Below are 18,522 nucleotides of genomic sequence, written 5' to 3' on the forward strand. Positions count from 1 at the left end.
ATGCAAGATTATATGCAGCATTTACCTCATATGCAGGAAATAAAAAGCGAAATTTTAAACAAGGTTTTAAGTCAAGTTCAAAGCTATGATGAGAGTCAATTTAGCGCTAAAGATGTTAAAAATGCTTTAAATCAAACACATTTAAGTATAGAACATTTAAAAGCTTTGCTTTCAAGCGCAGCAGAAGATTTCATAGAAGAATTAGCCTTTAAATCCGCTAAAGTCAAGCAAAAATATTTTGGAAATTCTATCTCTCTTTTTACCCCACTTTATTTGTCAAATTATTGTAATTCTAAATGTGTTTATTGTGGTTTTCAAAAAGGTAATAAAATCGCAAGAGCTAAACTAAATGAAGTTGAAATTCACGAAGAAATGCAAGCCATTGCTAAAAGTGGTTTAGAAGAAATTTTAATGCTAACAGGCGAGGGTAGGGAGTTTGCAAGTGTAGAATATATAGCAAATGCTTGCAAGATTGCTAGAGAGTATTTTAAGGTTGTAGGTGTTGAAATTTATCCTATGAATGAAGACGAATATAAAATTTTACATGAAAAGGGTTGTGATTATGTGACTGTTTTTCAAGAAACTTACAATCCTTTAAAATATTCTAAAATTCATTTAGCGGGTGAAAAACGCATTTTCCCTTATCGCTTTAACGCTCAAGAAAGAGCTTTAAAAGCGGGTATGCGTGGAGTGGCTTTTGGGGCGCTTTTAGGCATAGATGATTTTAGAAAAGACGCCCTTGCTACGGCACTTCATGCACATTTTTTACAACAAGCTTATCCTCATGCTGAAATTTCTATTTCGGTGCCTCGTTTAAGACCTATTATCAATAATGCTAAAATTCATCCTAAAGATGTGAGTGAAAAACGCCTTTTACAAGTGCTTTGTGCTTATAGGCTCTTTTTGCCTTTTGCGGGCATTACTATTTCAAGCCGTGAAAGAATAGGTTTTAGAGATGAGGTTATTAAGCTTGGGGCTACTAAAATGAGCGCAGGAGTTAGTGTGGGTATAGGTGAACATAAGGGCGAGAAAAAGGGCGATGGGCAGTTTGAAATTTCAGATGATAGGAGCGTGGATGAAATTTTAACTATGCTTAAAAGATCAAATTTACAAGCTGTGATGAGTGATAGTATCTATGTGGGATAAAAAAATCATTGCTATAAGCGATAGAAAATGTGTAGAAATAGACTTCTTAAAGCAGATTGAAAAACTTGCTAAGGCTAAGGTAGATGCTATAGTTTTAAGAGAAAAAGATTTAAGCGAATTTGAGTATTATGACTTAGCAAAAGAAGTTTTAAGCATTTGTGCAAAGCAAAAAGTGACTTGTTTTTTGCATTTTTTTGATAGGGAGTGTTTAAAATTAGGACATCGTTATTTTCACGCACCGCTTTCTTTGCTAAGAAAAGAGCCTAAATTAGTAAAATATTTTCATGTACTTGGTACTTCAGTCCATAGCAAAGAAGAGCTTTTAGAGGCGATGAGCTATAAGGTAAATTATGCTTTTGCAGGGCATATTTTTGAAAGTTCTTGCAAGGTGGGTTTAGAGCCTAAAGGGCTTGATTTTTTAAAATCCTTGCTTGAATTTAGTCAAATACCACTTTATGCTATAGGCGGTATCAATGCTCAAAATATAGAAAATTTTAAAGATATAAATATAGCAGGCGTTTGTATGCGTGAAATTTTAATGAAAGAAAAAGATCTTAAAAAGTATCTTTTAGAATGTAGGCAAAATTTACGATGAATAAAATTCTTTCTTTACCAGAAGATTTAAAGCAATTAAAAGGTGTCAATTATAAAAAAATTAAATCTTGCACTTTTGCTAAATATACACAAACGGATACTTCGCATTCTACTTTTGTTAATATAGGAAGTCATCTTTTAACTTTTGTTCGCAAAGGATATAAAATTTTACACACTGCATCAAAAGATTATAAGATTAACTCTTATGAAACTTTGTTTTTAAAAGCTGGGAGCTATACTTTAAGCAATGTAGGACTTAGTAAAGGAGTTTATGAAGCTTATTTATTTTTTTTTGACAATGCATTTTTAATTGAGCTTATTTATAAGTATAAAGATTTTTTTAAACTAGATCAAAAGTTTCAAAACTATGAAATTTTTTGGGTAAAAAATGATAAGATTTTGCAAGGAATTTTGGAAAGTTTTTCACCGCATTTTGAAGAAAATACGCAAATTTTAGATCCTATAGTGAGTTTGAAATTTGAAGAGATTTTTTTACATTTGCTTTTAAATAAGAATATTTATTTTATTAGTTTTTTATCAGGAATTTTAAAAGAATTTCGCCTTGATCTTTCCCAACTTTTTGAGTATTGTGGTAGAGAATTTTTAAGCGTAAATGAAATGTCTAATTTTGCGAAATTAGATTTAGCAACTTTTTCTAAAGAATTTAAGAAATGTTTTGGACAAAGTCCTAAAAAATGGTTAGATGAAAAAAGGTTGCAAAAAGCAAAGATTTTACTTAAATTTTCTAAAAAAAATATTAATGAAATAGCTAATGAGTGCGCTTTTTCTTCAGTAGCTTGGTTTATTGAAAGATTTAAAGAGAAATATGAGCAAACTCCTAAGCAATATCAAAAAACAAAAAACTTGTATTTTTTATCAAAAAACTAGCACATTTTTTTTATCTAAATAAATATAATTCAATGAAAATATTTTTAAATAAAGGAGAAAATATGAAAAAATATGTTTTAAGTTTAGCGCTTCTTGGAAGTTTGCTTGGTGCAAGTGAATTAAAATATCAAGAATTTGATGGTTTTAAAAGCCCTGAAAGTATTTTTGTAGATAAAAACTATGTTTATGTATCTAATGTAGGAGAAAAACTTGAACCTTTGGCGAAAGATAATGATGGATTTATTTCTAAGCTTGATAAAAATGGCAAAGTGCTAGAATATAAATTTTTAACCCATCTTAATGCACCAAAAGGCATGATGGAGATTGGAAAAACTCTTTATGTGGTAGATATCGATGTTTTACGCGGTTTTGATCTTAAAACTAAAAAAGAAATTTTTAATTTACCTATTAAAGGTGCAATCTTTTTAAATGACATAGAAAAATTAGACGACAATACGCTTTTGGTTAGCGATACTGGCACAGGACTTATTTTAAAGGTTGATTTAAAAACTAAGCAATATGATGAATTATTAAAACTTGATTTAGTAAAATTTGGTGGTCCAAATGGGTTATATCTAGATAGAAAAAAACATAAGCTTTTTATAGCTGGTTATCATCCTGATGGTGTAAGTGGCGGTGTTGTAATGGCTTATGATTTAAATACAAAAGAACTCAGTATAATTAAAAATGAAAAAGAATCTTATGATGGAATAGTTCCTTATAAAGATGGTTTATTGGTAAGTTCTTGGGGAAATAATCTAAATGGATATATTTATAATTTAGATAATGTTAAATCTGTAAAACTTGAATTTCCTTTGATGAAAGGTCCTGCAGATATATTTATTGAAGGTAATATTTTATGGATTCCTAAGATGGCAGAAGGTAAAATATTCAAAGTAGAACTTAACAAATAAGGCTTTTATGGCTTCTTTTAAAAAGATATTTTGGATTAATGTTATTATTGTTATTATTGTAGCTTTTAATCTTAGAGCCCCAATTACTGCAGTGGGGCCTATTATTGATATTATTAAAGATAAGTATTATTTAAACTCAACCGTAGCGGGCATACTTACAAGTCTTCCTTTGATAGCTTTTGGAAGTATTTCTTTTATTGTGGGGTATTTTTCTCCTATTCGTGCTATTGTTTTTGGAATTTTTTTAATTTTTTTAGGCGAAATTATTCGTTCTTATTTTGGTGTATATGGCTTATTTTTAGGAATGTTAGCAATGGGCTGTGGTATAGCAATTGCAAATGTTTTACTTCCTAGTTTTATTAAAGAAAAATTTCCAAAAAAAATGGCAAGTATAATGGGAATTTATAGTCTTGTTTTGAGTATTTCTTCGATTATGGGTATTGCTTTAGCTATACCTTTGCTTAGTGTATTTGATTTAGCTGGAGCTATGTTTTTCTGGGCTATTTTTTCTTTTGTAGCTTTAGTAGTTTACTATCCTCAAGCTAAAAATGGTAGATTTTTTCGCATTAAGAAAAAAGCTTATAAAAAAATCAATCTTTTTACAAATTTAACAACTTGGAAAATTACTCTTTTTATGGGATTTCAAAGTTTTTTAGCTTATTCTTTGTTTTTTTGGTATGTTCAAATTGTTGTAGAAAAAGGATTTGATAAAGAATTTTCTACAAATATGGTTCTTTTTGCTCAACTTGTTGCAGCTCCAGTGTCTCTTTTTGGCCCTTTACTTTTAGGAAAATTAAGGCAAAATTTACATACTTTTTACATAGCAAGTTTGTGTAGTATGTATGTGATCGCTTTTGCCATGCTTTTTGTTTTTGATAGCAAAATTTCTATTATCATCAGTGCTTTTATCATGGGCTTTCCATGGGGTGGGGTTTTTGGTATTGCATTGCTTTTTATCGCTCAAAAAAGTTCAAATACCCAAGTAGCAGCAAAGCTTTCTGCTTTAGCTCAAGGTTTTGGATATTTAATCGCAGCACAAGGGCAGTGGATTATAGGCTTTTTACATGATAAATTTGAGAATTTTTCACTTGCTATTTTGATGTTGATTTTTGTAGGGATTTTGGTAAATATCTTTGGATATTTATCGTATAAAAGCCAAGTTATCAGATAGTGCTTTTTCTAGTAAAATATCCCCACCATTTTTTTGTGCTATATTTTGCAATCTTGTGGAAATATCTTCTAAGTTAAGTTTTAACATTGCTTTGAAAAAATCATCAAGATTGATCGAATCTTGCGTGAAAATTTGACATAAAGCTTGATCTTGTAAAAATTTAGCATTAAAGTATTGATGATTTTTAGCTGCATGAGGATAAGGTATGAAAATAGCAGGCAAGGTGTTAGCACAAAGTTCAAAAAGGGTGCTTGCACCTGCTCTTGATATAGCTAGATCTGCATTTTTCATTTTTTCTTCCAAATTTGAACTAAAGTCAAAAACATCAGCTTGGATATTTAAGCTTTGGTAGTGTTTTTTGCATTTTTCAAAATCATTTTTTCCACATTGATGGATGATTTTGATATTTTGTTCTTGAAGCTTTGGGGCGAGATTTAAAGCTAGTTCGTTTATAAAACTAGCTCCTTGTGATCCTCCTAGGAAAATAATATTTTTTAATTCTGTGCGAGTCCTAGCATTATCAAAAAATTTATTTGCCACAGGATAAGGACTAAATTCTTTTTCAAAGGCGCTAAAAAATTTTGTAGCGAAAGGTTTTAAAAGCATGTTTAAAGAGCCACTTTTTGAATTTTGCTCGTGTATAAAAAGAGGCAAATGTGAGAATAAAGCCGCAAAAGATGCAGGAGCTGCACTATATCCACCTACACTAAAAACGGCTTGGATGTGGTATTTTTTAAAAATTTCTCTACAATCTTTGGAGAGTTTTAAGGTGTGGAGTAAAGAACTAATTTTGCCAAATTTGTTTTGATTAACCACTCCTTTAGAGCTTAAAAAAAATTTTTCCTTAAAACGTACTTCATTTTCAAACCAAGCTTTATCTTGACCATTTTGACTACCTATGTATACACATTCTATATTTTTTTTAATCGCACTTTCTAATAAGCAACGCACTATGGCCAAATGTCCTCCAGTTCCGCCACCTGTTAAAGCTATTGTCATAATTTAACCTTTTTTGAAATCATTAATACATATCCTATACCTATACAAATTGCCCACATTGAACTTCCTCCATAACTTAAAAGTGGAACAGCCACACCTTTTAGTGGAGTAAGAGAAATAATACCAAAAGCATTCATAAAAAAGGAAAAAAGTAAAAGTAAGGCTATGCCTGAACAGAAAATAAAATCTTGTTTAGCTTCGCATCTTCCTGCAATTCTAAAAATTCTTAAAATCATCCAAAGATAAATATAACAAATAACTCCAAGACCCAAAAGTCCTATTTCTTCAGTAATTCCTGAAAGAATAAAGTCAGTATGTACTTCACTTAAAAAGCCTAATTTAAAAGTTCCAAGTCCTAAGCCTTCGCCAAACATTCCTCCATGGGCTATAGCATTTAAAGAGTGCGAAATCTGATAAGGTTCGCTGTTGCTACTTACTCTTAAAGCATTTGCCAACCAATCAGGAAGCATAGGTAAAAAAGCATCTTGTATATTCCCCCACCAAGAAGCAATTCTTTGAATTCTTCTTTGATTACTAGAAATTACCATTATACCTATCATCATAATGATTAAAGTTCCAAAAGCAAAAAGTCTTTTACTAGCTCCTGCAAAAAAAGCTAAAGCTAGAATTAAAAAGAAAGAAATTATACTTTGTCCTAAATCGTTTTGAGTGATATAAATATATCCTATAACTATAGAAGCTAAGATACAATAAGGCAGAAGAATTAGAGCCTCGTGTCTGATAGCTTTTTTGCTATCATCAATACGCCTTGTATAGCTCCATGCTAAAAAATAAATCAATCCTATTTTAAAAAATTCCACAGGAGAGATAGAGAGTGGGCCTAAGCGTATCCAGCGTTTAGCTCCTCCGCTAGCTGTTGCTAGTGCAGAAGGTAAAAATGGTAAAATGATGATAAAGATAAAAGAAACAATCAAAATAGCTAAAATAATTTTTTTAGAAAGTGCTTTATCAGGATCCAAACGAGAAATAAAAAACATTATAAGTATGCCACTAATTCCAAAAAAAAGCTGACGAATAAAAAAATGAAACTCGCTATAGTCAAGAAAAAGAACAGTAAAAGCTGTAAGAGAGTATGAAAATACTATTCCTATGGTGATTAAAATACAACTTAAATAAAATAATCTTTTATCAGCAACCATTATAATTATAACTTTTCTTTATTGGAATTAAAATTTTAAAAAGTTTTATTATAACTAAAATAAATTAAATTTTTTGCTAAGTTTTTGTAAGGAAAATTTGCTAAAATTAACAATAAAAATATAACAAAAAAGGCAAATTATGAATCAAATCCATAAAATTCTCATAGCAAATAGAGCTGAAATAGCTGTTAGAGTAATCCGTGCTTGTAGAGATTTACATATTAAAAGTGTTGCAGTTTTTACAGAGCCTGATCGTGAATGTTTGCATGTAAAAATCGCAGATGAGGCATATCGCATAGGAACGGATGCTATAAGAGGATATTTAGATGTTGCTCGTATTGTCGAGATTGCTAAGGCTTGTGGTGCTGATGCGATCCATCCTGGTTATGGATTTTTAAGTGAGAATTACGAATTTGCTAAGGCTTGTGAAGATGCTGGAATTATTTTTATAGGTCCAAAATCTGAAGTAATTCATAAGATGGGAAATAAGAATATCGCTCGTAAGTTAATGGCTAAAAATGGTATACCTATTGTTCCAGGGACTGAAAAATTAAATTCCTATAGCATGGAAGAAATTAAAATTTTTGCTGAGAAGATTGGTTATCCTGTTATTTTAAAAGCTTCAGGTGGTGGAGGTGGACGCGGAATTCGCGTTGTTCATAAAGAACAAGATCTTGAAAATGCTTTTGAATCTTGCAAAAGAGAAGCTTTAACATACTTTAATAATGATGAAGTATTTATGGAAAAATATGTAGTTAATCCTAGGCATATAGAATTTCAAATTTTAGGAGATAACTACGGAAATATTATCCATCTTTGTGAAAGGGATTGCTCTATCCAAAGAAGACATCAAAAGGTAATTGAGATAGCACCTTGCCCTGGAATTTCAGATAATCTTAGAAAAACCATGGGTGTTACAGCTGTGGCAGCTGCTAAGGCTGTAGGTTATACAAATGCTGGAACTATAGAGTTTTTGCTTGATGATTATAATCGCTTTTATTTTATGGAAATGAATACAAGAATTCAAGTTGAACATCCAATTACTGAAGAAATTACAGGTATTGACCTTATTGTAAGACAAATTCGTATTGCAGCAGGAGAAATTTTGGACTTAGAACAAAGCGATATTAAACCTAGGGGTTTTGCTATTGAAGCTAGAATTACTGCTGAAAATGTATGGAAAAATTTTATTCCAAGTCCTGGAAAAATAGGAGAATACTACCCAGCTCTTGGACCATCTGTTAGGGTTGATAGTCATATTTATAAAGACTATACTGTGCCGCCTTATTATGATTCCATGCTTGCAAAGCTTATTATTAAAGCAACCAGTTATGATTTAGCGGTTAATAAACTTGAGCGTGCTTTGAAGGAATTTGTGATTGATGATATTAGAACAACGATACCATTTTTAATTGCCATTACAAAAACAAGAGAATTTAGAAGAGGGTATTTAGACACCTCTTTCATAGAAACACATATGCAAGAATTATTAGAAAAAACAGAAGATCGTCATCAAGAAAACAAAGAAGAAGTTATAGCTGCAATAGCTGCTACGCTTAAAAAAATACGAGAAAGTAGAGAATAATAGATGGATTTTTTAGACAGTCTTAAAAGTATTAAAAAAGAAATGCAAGCTAACGCCAATACTCCAAAATTAGCGAAGAAATCAAGCAAGAGTGGTGCAAGTGTAAAAAATTTAGAAAAACTAGCTAAAGATATTCGCGAAAAAAATCAAGAAGCAAACATAGATAAGGAAATGCAAGAAATTTTCTTAAAGCAAGAAAAACTACAGGATGAATTTTCCGGATTTATCAAAAATGCAGATATTAAGAAAATTTAATGCTTGAGATTGGTTTTTGTACTCTTGAAGATCAGTGTCCTTACTTAAAAGATAAACGCTCAAGAATAGAGTATAAATACATTGAAAATTGCCCTAAAGAAATCAATAATGGGCTAATAAAACGAGGTTGGCGTCGTTTTGGTAGGTATTTTTCACGCCCTATTTGTAAAGATTGTGATGAATGTTTAAGTCTTAGAATTTTAGTTAATGAATATAATTTTTCAAAAAGTGAAAGAAGGGTTATAAATAAAAATATTAACACCAAAGTTATGCTTAGAACACCCAATTTAAGCAATGAACATTTGTTTTTATATGATAAATACCATCGTTTTATGGAAGAAAAAAAGAACTGGAAGCGTTATGATTTAAGCTTTAAGCAGTATTATAATCTTTATGTCGATGGTTTTATGAATTTTGGATATGAGCTTGCATTTTATATAGAAGATAAGCTCGTTTGTGTTGATTTGATTGATATTTTAGAGGATGGAATTTCAAGCATTTATTGTTTTTATGATCCTGATTTTTCGTATTTTTCTTTGGGTAAATTTTCTTTGCTCAATGAAATACAAATAGCTAAAAAAATGAACTTAGATTATATTTATCTTGGGTATTTTGTAAAAAAGTGTCAATCTTTATCTTATAAAGCCGATTATACACCCAATGAAATTTTAAAAGGCACTAAAGAGCTTTTTGAAAATGAGGTTTTATGGGAGAAATAGATGCAAATCGTGCAAACTTTAGAAACTATCAATGTTAATACAGATGATATTAGCGTATTTCAGTATTTTAAAGACTTGATTACTAAAAATTTCACAAAGGTCATAGGACGAAAAAATAAAATTTTTTCTTTTTTTGAAGAAAATGAAATTCCACAGCGTCGTTATTTCTTAAAAGTTTTAGATCAAAAATATCGCAAAAGTACAAATGAAGGTATAGAGAATTTACAAGATGCTCATTTTAAAACTTTTAGATTAAATTTTGAGCAAAATAATATGCTTAAGCCTATGTTGTTTATCAAGATTGATTTTGCTGCGGGTAGAATTTTGATGAAGTTAAGCTCTAATGAAAAATTATTTGTTACCTATATAAGAAATTATTTTCAAGATCATAATATAGAATATAATGAAATGACAAATATTCTAATTTTAGAATATAAAAACGAGAATACTCTTGAACTTTTTGAAGCTTTTGCAGATGAGAGCGAGCATTTAAAATATTGCGTGAATTTTGAAGTTGACCGAGAAGAGTATAAAAAATTTCGCCAAAATATTCACAATAAAGAAAATATGAAATGGAAATTTAATGCTTTAGCTAAGCTTTTTAGTAATTATTTTAATACTTTAGAATGTACTCCGCAAAATGATCTTAGTGAAATCAGACAAAAATATTTGATTTTGGTAAAACTTTATCATCCTGATTTTCATCAAGGAAAAAGTGCAATAGAAAAAGCTTACGCAAGAGAACAGTTTGAAAAAATACAAATTGCCTATGATAACTTAAAAGCACTTTATAAGAATAATACTTAAAAAAATTAAATTAATCATTTTGGTTAATTTAATTTTTCTCTCTCATAAATTTTTCTTAATTTGCTATCTAGCTTAAAACAAAATTTAAAAAGTGCAGGTACTACGAGTAAGGTAAGCAAAGTCGAACTTATAAGTCCAAAGATAATAGCTATTGCCATAGGAGAATTAGCTTCATAGCCCGCACCCCTTGAAAGAGCGAGTGGGAGCATGGCAAAAATCATAGCAAAAGTTGTCATCAATATAGCCCTTAAGCGTGATTTTCCAGCGATTAAAAGAGCTTTATCGGGATCTAAACCTTCATGGCATTTTTTATTGGCCACATCCACAAGTAAAATAGCATTTTTCCCCACCATACCAAAAAGTAAGATGATGGCAATAAGTACAAAAAGCGAAAAATTATGCCCTGTGATAAAAAGTCCTATAGAAGCTCCGCCAAAGGCTAAAGGCATGGTTATCATGATGATTAAAGGCAGAATAAAACTTTCATAAAGTGCGGCTAAAACAAGATAAATTAAAACAAAAGCAAGTACTACTGCCATAGCAAAACCTTGCACGGTTTCACCTAAAAGATTGATAAAGCCTGAAAAAGCATAGCTAAGACTTGCATTATTATTTAAAATTTTATCCATATTATCTAGTAAAAGTTTTTGCACCGCTCCTAAGGAAAGATCATTTACTCCAGCTGTGATTTTCACAGAGCGGTTTTTATTGTAACGATTGATAGTTTTTAAATCCTTACTGTATATAAAATCCACCACGCTTGAAAGTTCTAAATTTACACCTTGGTTGTTTTTAATACTAATGCGTTTTAAAGCTTCTATGTTTTTTTTAAATTCTGGAGCAAAACTTAGGATAATATCATCTTTTGAATTGCCTCTATCCATACTTCCTACGCTAAGTTGCGAAAAAGAATACCCTAAAACCCCAGCGATATATTCAGGATTGACATCTAAAAGTTTAGCTTTTTCTTTGTTGATGCGTAAGGCTACTTCATCTTTTGTAGCATTAGCATTGTCGCTTATATCTACAATGCGTGCATTAGTGCCCAAAATTTCTTTTGCTCGAGAAGCAGCTTCTTTTAGAGTGTTTAAATCATCTCCTAAGATTAAAAACTGCACGGGATCATCAATGCCTGCACCCTCTATCTTTGGAAGTTCTAAAATTTTGATTTTTAAACTTTCATCTTGAAATTTTTGACGATATAAACTTACTATAGCACTTTGTCTTAAATTTCTTTCGTCTAAATTTTTAAGTTTAACATAAATTTTAGCCTTTGTAGCATCTTTGGCATCATCATAGCCTACAAGTAAAAAAGCGTATTTGACATTGCTATCATTTTTGATTTTTTCAAGCAAATTTAAACTTTTTTCTTTCATGGCTTCTAAACTTAAATCCTTTTTGCTTTCAAGTAAAACTTGAATTTCGCTATCATCTTCCATAGGTAAAAAATCAAGTCCTATACGGGTAGCTAAAGCAAAAGAAAGCCCTACAAAAACAAGAGTGGCTAGGATAAATTTTGCTTTATTTTGTAAAATTTTATAGAGTAAATTTTCATACTTTTGCTCTATTTTTTCAAAAAAAACTTCTGTTTTTTCATAAAACTTACTTTCTTTTGGATTTAAAAATCTTGCTCCAATACTAGGTATTAAAAATACAGAAACCAAAAAGCTTATCACTATCCCACTTGCAACGCTTATGCCTAAGGCATTGAAAAAAAGCCCTGGTATAGAGTTCATATAAGAAATAGGGATAAAAACACAAAGTAAAACTATACTGATGCTTAAAACGCTAAAACCTATTTCGTTGATACCTAAAAAAGCAGCTTGTAAAGGCGGATAAGTTTTTAGTTTTTTAGCAATATTTTCAATCACTACTATAGCATCATCGATAAAAATTCCTATGCTTAAGGTTAAAGCTATGAAAGTTAAGCGGTTTAAATCATAGCCTAAAAGATCGATAATAAAAAAAGTTGAAATGATAGAAGTAGGTATAGCTATGCAAGCAATGAGAGTTGCACTTAAATTTCTTAAAAATAAAAATACAATTACAAGGGTTAGAAAAATTCCCAAAACCATATCAAAAATCACTTGAGAAAGGTGCTTGTGGATATTTAAGCTTTTATCGTAAAGCACATTAATGCTTATATCTTTTGGAATTTGTTTTTCTAAAATAGGCAAGGCATTTTTGACATTTTTAATCATTTCAAGGGTATTATAATTTGTGATTTTTCCGAGTTCTAAAAGCACCCCTTCTTTACCTTCGTATAAAGCACTTTGTTTTTCATCTTCATAAAGGCTTGAAATATTAGCAATATCGCTTAAAAATACCCCTGTTTTTATGCGAAGATTGCTAAGTTCTTCTAAATTTGTGGCTTCAAAATAGCCTTTGATGATATAGTTATCTTGATTGTTATTAAGTTCGCCAAGGGCTTGTTTAAAATTTTGACTTTTGATAATATTTGCTACATCAAGAGCATTAAGATTGTATTTTCTAAGTTCATTTGGTTTTAATTCTATGCGAATTTGGGGTTCTAAAAAACCCTTAGCTTCGATTTTACCTACTCCTTCAACTCTTTGCAAAAAAGGTTTTATTTTATCATTGATTTCGCGCATGAGTTGTAATTTATCTTTAGAATATAAAAAAAGCGAAATAGCAGAACCAGAATCTGAGCTGATTTTTTCAATTTCAGGCTTAGAAGGTAGGCTTAAAGTTCCTATTTTATCACGCACATCATTAGCAGCTACTTCAAGATTTTTACCTAGTTTAAACTCGACTACACTCACACTAAAATTATCATACGCAGCTGAGGTTATGGTCTTTACTCCATCAATCTCACTTAGAGCATTTTCTATTTCTTTAGTGATTTTTGATTCTACGAAATTTAAATCCCCATTTACCTTGCTTGTAATCTTTATAAGAGGTATGGAAACATTAGGAAATAAATTTACACTCATGCTAAAAGCAGAGATTAGTCCAAAAATCATAAGAGCTAAGAAAAACATTAGCACAGTAATTGGTCGGTTTATAGCTAGTTTAAACATTTTTAATCTTTAGTGATGATTCTACCTTCGCCAAAAAGCCCTGGTGTTAAATTTGTAGTTTGCACTTCAGCATAAATTTTTCTTGTTTTTACTTCTATACTTGGATAGATAAGGCTGATTTTTCCTTTCAATTCTGTACCATTTTGATCGATTTTGTAAAAGAAATCATCGCCTAATTTAACTTTATCTTTGTATTTTTCATCAAAACTTAAAATCAGTTTGCTTTGTGGATAGGAAAAAATTTCTATTAAAGGTTGAGCTACTCCTCCTACTCCTTCACCCACTTGTATAAATTTATTTGCGATAATAGCATCATAAGGTGCGCGCAATTCTTTTTTTGTCATGATATTTTTATAATAAGCTATATTGATTTTTGCTTTGTTTAAATTTAAATTAGCTGCATCAAACTTAGCTTTCATATCTTCATAGCTTTGTTTGTCTATAACATTTTCTACAGCTTTGATTTTTTGCATTTTGCTTTTGGTATTTTCGTATTCTACAAGAGCAAGTTGATAAGAATTTTGGGCATTTTGAAGAGCTATTTTTTCACTTTCTTGATCAAGAGCAAGTAAAAGTTCTCCTTTGCTGACTTTTTGTCCAATTTCTACAGGAATTTTTTGAACTAAACCTATGCTTTCAAGGGCAAGTTTACTTTGTTTTGATGCTTCTACATTGAAACTTGCATAAATTTCTTCGCCAAAGGCGCAATTAAAAGCAAGAAGTAAAAATAGAATTTTTTTCATTCTTTAACCTTTGAATTAAGATCTATACCTGCATTAAAATAATAATTTGCTTTAGTAATTTCAAATTCATTTTTAGCAAGCTCTAAATCGCTTTGTGCTTTAAATTTAGCCTCTAAAGCTTGAAGATATTCCACATAAGAAACAAGTCCTGCTTGGTATTTTTTATCTACACTTTCAAAAGCTAAATTTGCAGCATTTAAGCTAAGATTAAGAGCTAAAATTTGTTCTTGTAAAACTTTTAAACTTTTGTCTAAATAATTTAATTCTTCTTTATTTTTTCTCTCACTAAACCTTGCGTTTGCATTGGCTATTTGAACGTTTAAACGCTCTTTTTCAACTTCTTTAGCCCTTGCATTGAAATCAAAAATTTTCCATTCCATACCTAAAATAAACTGATTACCTTGAGAATATTTTTCTAAGAATTGATCCGCTAAATTTGCAAAAGGAGCCGGAACTTTTGGATTATAATTGTTTTTATAAAAGTTAAAATTATCTTGAATATAAAATTTTGGAAAATATTCAGCTTTTGCTAAATTTACACTTTCTTTAGCAAGATTGATTTGTTCTTTAGCTATCATTACTTCATAGTTTTGACTTTTTTCTTGTTGCGGATTTTCTAAAAAAGCATTCCCTTGCACTTTAAAATCTGTATCGCTTAAAATTTTAATCTCTTTTTGTATATTGGCAAGTTTTAATTCATTTTGACTGAGCTCTAATAAGCTTAAATGATATTTGGCTTTAATGCTTTCAAGTTCATGTTTAGGGCTAAGTCCTGCATCGTAAAATTTTTGCAATCTTTCAAAAGTTGATTTTAAAAAAGCTACTTTTTGTTGATTGGCTAGTAAAATTTTTTCAAGACTTAGGGTGTTGAAATAAAGTGTGATTGCATTTAAGGCAAGGTAATTTTTGCTTTGTTCTTTGTCTAAAAGGCTTAATTTTTCTTTGCTTTCTAAAGCCCTTAAATTGGCCTCTCTAGCACCCCCATCAAAAAGCAAAAAATTAAGAGAAACTTTAGCAAATAAACTTTCTTGTGGATCGATAATGAAGCGATCTTTATTGTTGGCTACATAAGCTGAGTTTAGACCAAGAGAGGGTAGGTAATTTCTAAAAGCTTGTTCTTTGTCCAAATTTGCTTGTTCGCTTTGCATTTGTTTAATGAGATAGGATTCGTTATTTTGACTTAGTGCTATAAATTCGTGCAAATTAGAAGCTAACATTGCTAAGGGATAAAGAGCTAAAAACATAGCTGATTTTAAATATTTTTCAAACATTTGATATTTTAGTATGCTTTATATAAATTTCAATTGAAGTTTTTTATATAAAATAAAATTTATTTGTTTTAAACATAAATTTTGTTAAAATCCTAGCTTTAAAATTTTATATTTAGGATGAAATTTTGTCGGTAAAAAATATTAGAAATTTTTCTATTATAGCTCATATAGATCATGGAAAATCTACTCTTGCAGATAGGATTATTAGCGAGTGTGGTGCTATTAGTGATAGGCAGATGAGTTCACAAGTTATGGATACTATGGATATAGAAAAAGAGCGTGGTATCACTATAAAAGCACAATCGGTGCGTTTAAATTATAAATTTAATAACGAAAATTTTGTTTTAAATCTTATTGATACTCCTGGCCATGTGGATTTTTCTTATGAAGTGAGTCGTTCTTTGGCAAGTTGTGAAGGGGCTTTACTTGTAGTAGATGCTTCTCAAGGTGTTGAAGCACAGACTATAGCTAATGTTTATATAGCGCTTGAAAATAATCTTGAAATCATTCCTGTGATTAATAAAATCGATTTGCCTAATGCTGATATTGAAAAAGTCAAGCATGAAATCGAGCATATTATAGGCATAGATTGTAAAGACGCCATTTGCGTGAGTGCAAAAACAGGAGTGGGTATAAAAGAGCTTATAGAAACAATTATTACTAAAATCCCTGCACCAAAAACAGATGATGAAGCTCCTACTAAGGCTTTAATTTATGATTCTTGGTTTGATAATTATTTGGGTGCTTTGGCTTTAGTTAGGATTTATGAAGGAAGTATTGCTAAAAATGATGAAGTTTTAGTCATGAGTACGGATAAAAAACATATAGTTCAAGATCTTTTTTATCCTCATCCTTTAAGCCCAATTAAAACTCAATCTTTACAATCAGGTGAAGTAGGCGTGGTGGTTTTAGGGCTTAAAACTGTAGGTGATGTACAAGTAGGCGATACTATTACTTTAGTAAAAAACAAGGCTAAAGAAGCCATAGGCGGTTTTGAAAAGGCTAAAGCTTTTGTCTTTGCAGGACTTTATCCTATAGAAACGGATAAATTTGAAGATTTAAGAGATGCTTTAGATAAGCTAAAACTTAACGATAGTTCTATTACCTATGAGCCTGAAACTTCTTTGGCTTTAGGCTTTGGTTTTAGGGTAGGGTTTTTAGGACTTTTACACATGGAAGTGATCAAAGAAAGACTTGAAAGAGAATTTAATCTTGATTTAATTGCTACAGCTCCAACTGTGACTTATGAAATTTATCAAACCGATGGAGAACTTGTTAAAATTCAAAATCCTAGCGAGCTTCCTCCTGTTAATAAAATCGATCATATAAAAGAGCCTTATGTTAAAGCCACTATCATTACTCCAAGTGAATTTTTAGGGAATTTAATCACTCTTTTAAATCGCAAAAGAGGAATACAGGTTAAAATGGACTATATCACACCTGAGCGTGTTTTGCTAGAATATGATGTACCTTTAAATGAGATTGTGATGGATTTTTATGATAAATTAAAGTCCTTAACAAAAGGCTATGCGAGTTTTGATTATGAACCTATAGAATTTAGAGTAGGGGATTTGGTAAAACTTGATATTAAAGTGGCGGGTGAAAATGTTGATGCGCTAAGCATTATCGTGCCTAATGAGAAAGCACAAAGTAAAGGAAGAGAGCTTGTTAGCGCTATGAAAGAAATAGTTCCTAGACAGCTTTTTGAAGTGGCCATTCAAGCAAGTATTGGAAATAAAATCATCGCAAGGGAGACTGTTAAATCCATGGGTAAAAATGTGACAGCAAAATGCTATGGTGGGGATATTACTAGAAAAAGAAAGCTTTTAGAAAAGCAAAAAGAAGGTAAAAAAAGAATGAAAGCTATAGGTAAGGTAAATTTACCTCAAGAAGCTTTTTTGAGTGTTTTAAAGATAGATTGATGATAAATTTAAAACTTGGCTTGAAATTTGCTTGTATTTTTAATACAATTTTAAAATAATTTTCTAAGGAGAAAAAATGTTTAAAAAATTTTTGATTTTTATAGTGCCTATTTTATTTTTGAGTGCTTGTGCAACTAAACAAGATACTTTTGCTCAAGTTAATCAAATTTCTAGAAATTCTCAATGCAGTTCTTGCGAAAGTCCTGATGGCTTTGAAGCAAAGATTAAAGGGCTTTTATACATTAGCGATGTTGGAATTCAATGTTGTGCCAATAAACGCACTTTAGACACTGGTATTGCTTTAAAAAAGGTTTATTTGCATAGATTTTATGATTTAAAAGAAGGACAAAAAGTTTTAAATGCTAAAGGGAAAAAGTTATTTGTTGATGTGAATTTTAATGCGGTATTTTATACTTATTTAAAACAAGAACTTGAAGCTAGAGGAATAGTTGTGCTTGACAATAACGATCAAAATTCACCTTATGTGAGTAAGATTGATTTAGAATTTATATCTTATGGAGCAACTCAAGATACTACAGGATTACATTCAAAACTAGTAGGAGTTTTACAAGTTAGCGATATAAACAAAAATAAGAAATTTACAATCCGCACCAAGCAAGATGTACAAGGTTTCGATGATCTAAAAGAAACAACTTTTTATACTCATTTGTTAATAAAACAAATGGCAAATAAAGCAGCTAGTTTAATCTCTGAACTTTGAGGTGTATAAATTGCGGAGCTTTTGCTCTGCTTTGCTTTTGTGATTTATGTGAGCTAGAGCTTTCTGAATTTTCCTTAAATGTAAGAAAGCTTGATAATAATTTCAAAGTCTATTCTTTTTATAAATACCATGAAATACAACACTTGCTTCACTCTAAACATTATTTTTATGGTTATTTCGTTTATAAAATGCTTGCTAAATTAAGTTTTGCAAAATTTAAAGATTTTTTTGATCCTAGAATGACAATTAATGTTATAGCTTTAGATGATAAGGTTGAAGATATGCTTTATTCACATTCTGCTATTTTAGCTAGATATCTTAAAACAAAATTTGTAAAACCTGTTTTTAATATTTTAAAAGCACAAAATCATATTAAATATTCTGGAAAAAGTTTAGAATTTCGTCAAAAACATAAAAGAAATTACAAACTCTTAAAAACCATTCACGAACCTGTAATTTTAGTAGATGATATTGTAACAACTGGTTCTAGCCTTTTGGAAGCTAAAAAAGTTTTAGAAGAAAATAAAATTTCTGTACTTTTTGCTCTTGTTTTAGCTGATGCAAAAGTTTAATATGCTATAATCAA

General features: G+C 30.3%; 17 protein-coding genes. 12 read left to right on the top strand and 5 right to left on the bottom strand.

Going from position 1 to position 18,522, the window contains the following annotated elements:
• The 5 genes from thiH (at position 1) to AJ932_RS05170 (ending at position 4,713) form a co-directional block, all read left to right on the top strand.
• Positions 1-1,146, top strand: a complete 1,146-nt coding sequence (gene thiH / locus AJ932_RS05150; protein ID WP_070278096.1) for a 2-iminoacetate synthase ThiH — start codon at positions 1-3, stop codon at positions 1,144-1,146.
• The gene (locus AJ932_RS05155) at positions 1,136-1,741 is read left to right on the top strand and encodes a thiamine phosphate synthase (RefSeq protein ID WP_070278094.1); all 606 of its coding nucleotides are present in this window, start codon (positions 1,136-1,138) and stop codon (positions 1,739-1,741) included. Before thiH ends, AJ932_RS05155 begins: the two co-directional genes overlap by 11 nt.
• Positions 1,738-2,628, top strand: coding sequence for a helix-turn-helix domain-containing protein (locus AJ932_RS05160; RefSeq protein ID WP_002861771.1), 891 nt, complete (start codon positions 1,738-1,740; stop codon positions 2,626-2,628). Before AJ932_RS05155 ends, AJ932_RS05160 begins: the two co-directional genes overlap by 4 nt.
• A 62-nt stretch (positions 2,629-2,690) precedes the next feature.
• Complete coding sequence (locus AJ932_RS05165; RefSeq protein WP_002861770.1) at positions 2,691-3,542, top strand: ATP-binding protein; 852 nt, start codon at positions 2,691-2,693, stop codon at positions 3,540-3,542.
• A gap of 7 nt (positions 3,543-3,549) precedes the next feature.
• On the top strand, positions 3,550-4,713 hold the full coding sequence (locus AJ932_RS05170; protein ID WP_070278092.1) for an MFS transporter: 1,164 nt from the start codon (positions 3,550-3,552) through the stop codon (positions 4,711-4,713).
• Here the strand turns inward: AJ932_RS05170 and murG are convergent.
• Positions 4,684-5,712 (bottom strand): undecaprenyldiphospho-muramoylpentapeptide beta-N-acetylglucosaminyltransferase, encoded by a 1,029-nt coding sequence (murG, locus tag AJ932_RS05175; protein WP_002870575.1) that lies wholly within the window; start codon positions 5,710-5,712, stop codon positions 4,684-4,686. The two genes, AJ932_RS05170 and murG, sit on opposite strands and share 30 nt — an antisense overlap.
• Positions 5,709-6,872: a putative lipid II flippase FtsW gene (ftsW, locus tag AJ932_RS05180; protein ID WP_002870576.1), complete on the bottom strand. Its 1,164-nt coding sequence runs from the start codon at positions 6,870-6,872 to the stop codon at positions 5,709-5,711. The genes murG and ftsW overlap by 4 nt, the downstream gene beginning before the upstream one ends.
• Before the next feature lie 139 nt (positions 6,873-7,011).
• On the opposite strand from ftsW, the gene AJ932_RS05185 reads away from it, so the two are divergent.
• The 4 genes from AJ932_RS05185 to AJ932_RS05200 are packed head-to-tail and all read left to right on the top strand — an operon-like array spanning position 7,012 to position 10,238.
• Positions 7,012-8,457 carry an acetyl-CoA carboxylase subunit A gene (locus AJ932_RS05185; RefSeq protein ID WP_002856595.1) on the top strand — a complete coding sequence of 482 codons (1,446 nt, stop codon included), beginning with the start codon at positions 7,012-7,014 and terminating at the stop codon, positions 8,455-8,457.
• Positions 8,458-8,460: 3 nt separating this feature from the next.
• On the top strand, positions 8,461-8,712 hold the full coding sequence (locus tag AJ932_RS05190) for a hypothetical protein (protein ID WP_070247870.1): 252 nt from the start codon (positions 8,461-8,463) through the stop codon (positions 8,710-8,712).
• Positions 8,712-9,431, top strand: a complete 720-nt coding sequence (locus AJ932_RS05195; RefSeq protein WP_002870578.1) for an arginyltransferase — start codon at positions 8,712-8,714, stop codon at positions 9,429-9,431. The genes AJ932_RS05190 and AJ932_RS05195 overlap by 1 nt, the downstream gene beginning before the upstream one ends.
• Complete coding sequence (locus tag AJ932_RS05200) at positions 9,432-10,238, top strand: adenylosuccinate lyase (protein WP_002861764.1); 807 nt, start codon at positions 9,432-9,434, stop codon at positions 10,236-10,238.
• Positions 10,239-10,261: 23 nt separating this feature from the next.
• On the opposite strand, the gene cmeF is transcribed toward AJ932_RS05200, so the two are convergent.
• From cmeF to cmeD, 3 genes are read right to left on the bottom strand one after another with little or no spacing between them, the layout of a single operon-like run.
• A complete protein-coding gene (gene cmeF / locus AJ932_RS05205; protein WP_032603345.1) occupies positions 10,262-13,279 on the bottom strand; it encodes a multidrug efflux RND transporter permease subunit CmeF in 3,018 nt (1,005 codons plus the stop codon).
• A 2-nt stretch (positions 13,280-13,281) separates the two neighbouring features.
• Complete coding sequence (gene cmeE, locus AJ932_RS05210) at positions 13,282-14,022, bottom strand: multidrug efflux RND transporter periplasmic adaptor subunit CmeE (RefSeq protein WP_070210233.1); 741 nt, start codon at positions 14,020-14,022, stop codon at positions 13,282-13,284.
• A complete protein-coding gene (cmeD, locus tag AJ932_RS05215) occupies positions 14,019-15,293 on the bottom strand; it encodes a multidrug efflux RND transporter outer membrane subunit CmeD (RefSeq protein ID WP_053872357.1) in 1,275 nt (424 codons plus the stop codon). Before cmeD ends, cmeE begins: the two co-directional genes overlap by 4 nt.
• 125 nt (positions 15,294-15,418) lie before the next feature.
• On the opposite strand from cmeD, the gene lepA reads away from it, so the two are divergent.
• The 3 genes from lepA (at position 15,419) to AJ932_RS05230 (ending at position 18,508) form a co-directional block, all read left to right on the top strand.
• Complete coding sequence (gene lepA, locus AJ932_RS05220; RefSeq protein WP_044779192.1) at positions 15,419-17,215, top strand: translation elongation factor 4; 1,797 nt, start codon at positions 15,419-15,421, stop codon at positions 17,213-17,215.
• Between the two features lie 76 nt (positions 17,216-17,291).
• Positions 17,292-17,936: an outer membrane lipoprotein MapA gene (gene mapA / locus AJ932_RS05225; protein WP_002861759.1), complete on the top strand. Its 645-nt coding sequence runs from the start codon at positions 17,292-17,294 to the stop codon at positions 17,934-17,936.
• A complete protein-coding gene (locus AJ932_RS05230; protein ID WP_002880738.1) occupies positions 17,933-18,508 on the top strand; it encodes a ComF family protein in 576 nt (191 codons plus the stop codon). Before mapA ends, AJ932_RS05230 begins: the two co-directional genes overlap by 4 nt.
• Positions 18,509-18,522 lie beyond the last annotated feature (14 nt).

It is taken from the genome of Campylobacter sp. BCW_6873, from assembly GCF_001762365.1.
Classification (GTDB): Bacteria; Campylobacterota; Campylobacteria; order Campylobacterales; family Campylobacteraceae; genus Campylobacter_D; species Campylobacter_D jejuni.

Excerpts from the sequence above, each read along its gene's own strand:
- thiH (WP_070278096.1), top strand. The coding sequence starts at position 1 with ATGCAAGATTATATGCAGCATTTACCTCATATGCAGGAAATAAAAAGC.
- AJ932_RS05155 (WP_070278094.1), top strand. The coding sequence starts at position 1,136 with ATGTGGGATAAAAAAATCATTGCTATAAGCGATAGAAAATGTGTAGAA.
- AJ932_RS05160 (WP_002861771.1), top strand. The coding sequence starts at position 1,738 with ATGAATAAAATTCTTTCTTTACCAGAAGATTTAAAGCAATTAAAAGGT.
- AJ932_RS05165 (WP_002861770.1), top strand. The coding sequence starts at position 2,691 with ATGAAAAAATATGTTTTAAGTTTAGCGCTTCTTGGAAGTTTGCTTGGT.
- AJ932_RS05170 (WP_070278092.1), top strand. The coding sequence starts at position 3,550 with ATGGCTTCTTTTAAAAAGATATTTTGGATTAATGTTATTATTGTTATT.
- murG (WP_002870575.1), bottom strand. The coding sequence starts at position 5,712 with ATGACAATAGCTTTAACAGGTGGCGGAACTGGAGGACATTTGGCCATA.
- ftsW (WP_002870576.1), bottom strand. The coding sequence starts at position 6,872 with ATGGTTGCTGATAAAAGATTATTTTATTTAAGTTGTATTTTAATCACC.
- AJ932_RS05185 (WP_002856595.1), top strand. The coding sequence starts at position 7,012 with ATGAATCAAATCCATAAAATTCTCATAGCAAATAGAGCTGAAATAGCT.
- AJ932_RS05190 (WP_070247870.1), top strand. The coding sequence starts at position 8,461 with ATGGATTTTTTAGACAGTCTTAAAAGTATTAAAAAAGAAATGCAAGCT.
- AJ932_RS05195 (WP_002870578.1), top strand. The coding sequence starts at position 8,712 with ATGCTTGAGATTGGTTTTTGTACTCTTGAAGATCAGTGTCCTTACTTA.
- AJ932_RS05200 (WP_002861764.1), top strand. The coding sequence starts at position 9,432 with ATGCAAATCGTGCAAACTTTAGAAACTATCAATGTTAATACAGATGAT.
- cmeF (WP_032603345.1), bottom strand. The coding sequence starts at position 13,279 with ATGTTTAAACTAGCTATAAACCGACCAATTACTGTGCTAATGTTTTTC.
- cmeE (WP_070210233.1), bottom strand. The coding sequence starts at position 14,022 with ATGAAAAAAATTCTATTTTTACTTCTTGCTTTTAATTGCGCCTTTGGC.
- cmeD (WP_053872357.1), bottom strand. The coding sequence starts at position 15,293 with ATGTTTGAAAAATATTTAAAATCAGCTATGTTTTTAGCTCTTTATCCC.
- mapA (WP_002861759.1), top strand. The coding sequence starts at position 17,292 with ATGTTTAAAAAATTTTTGATTTTTATAGTGCCTATTTTATTTTTGAGT.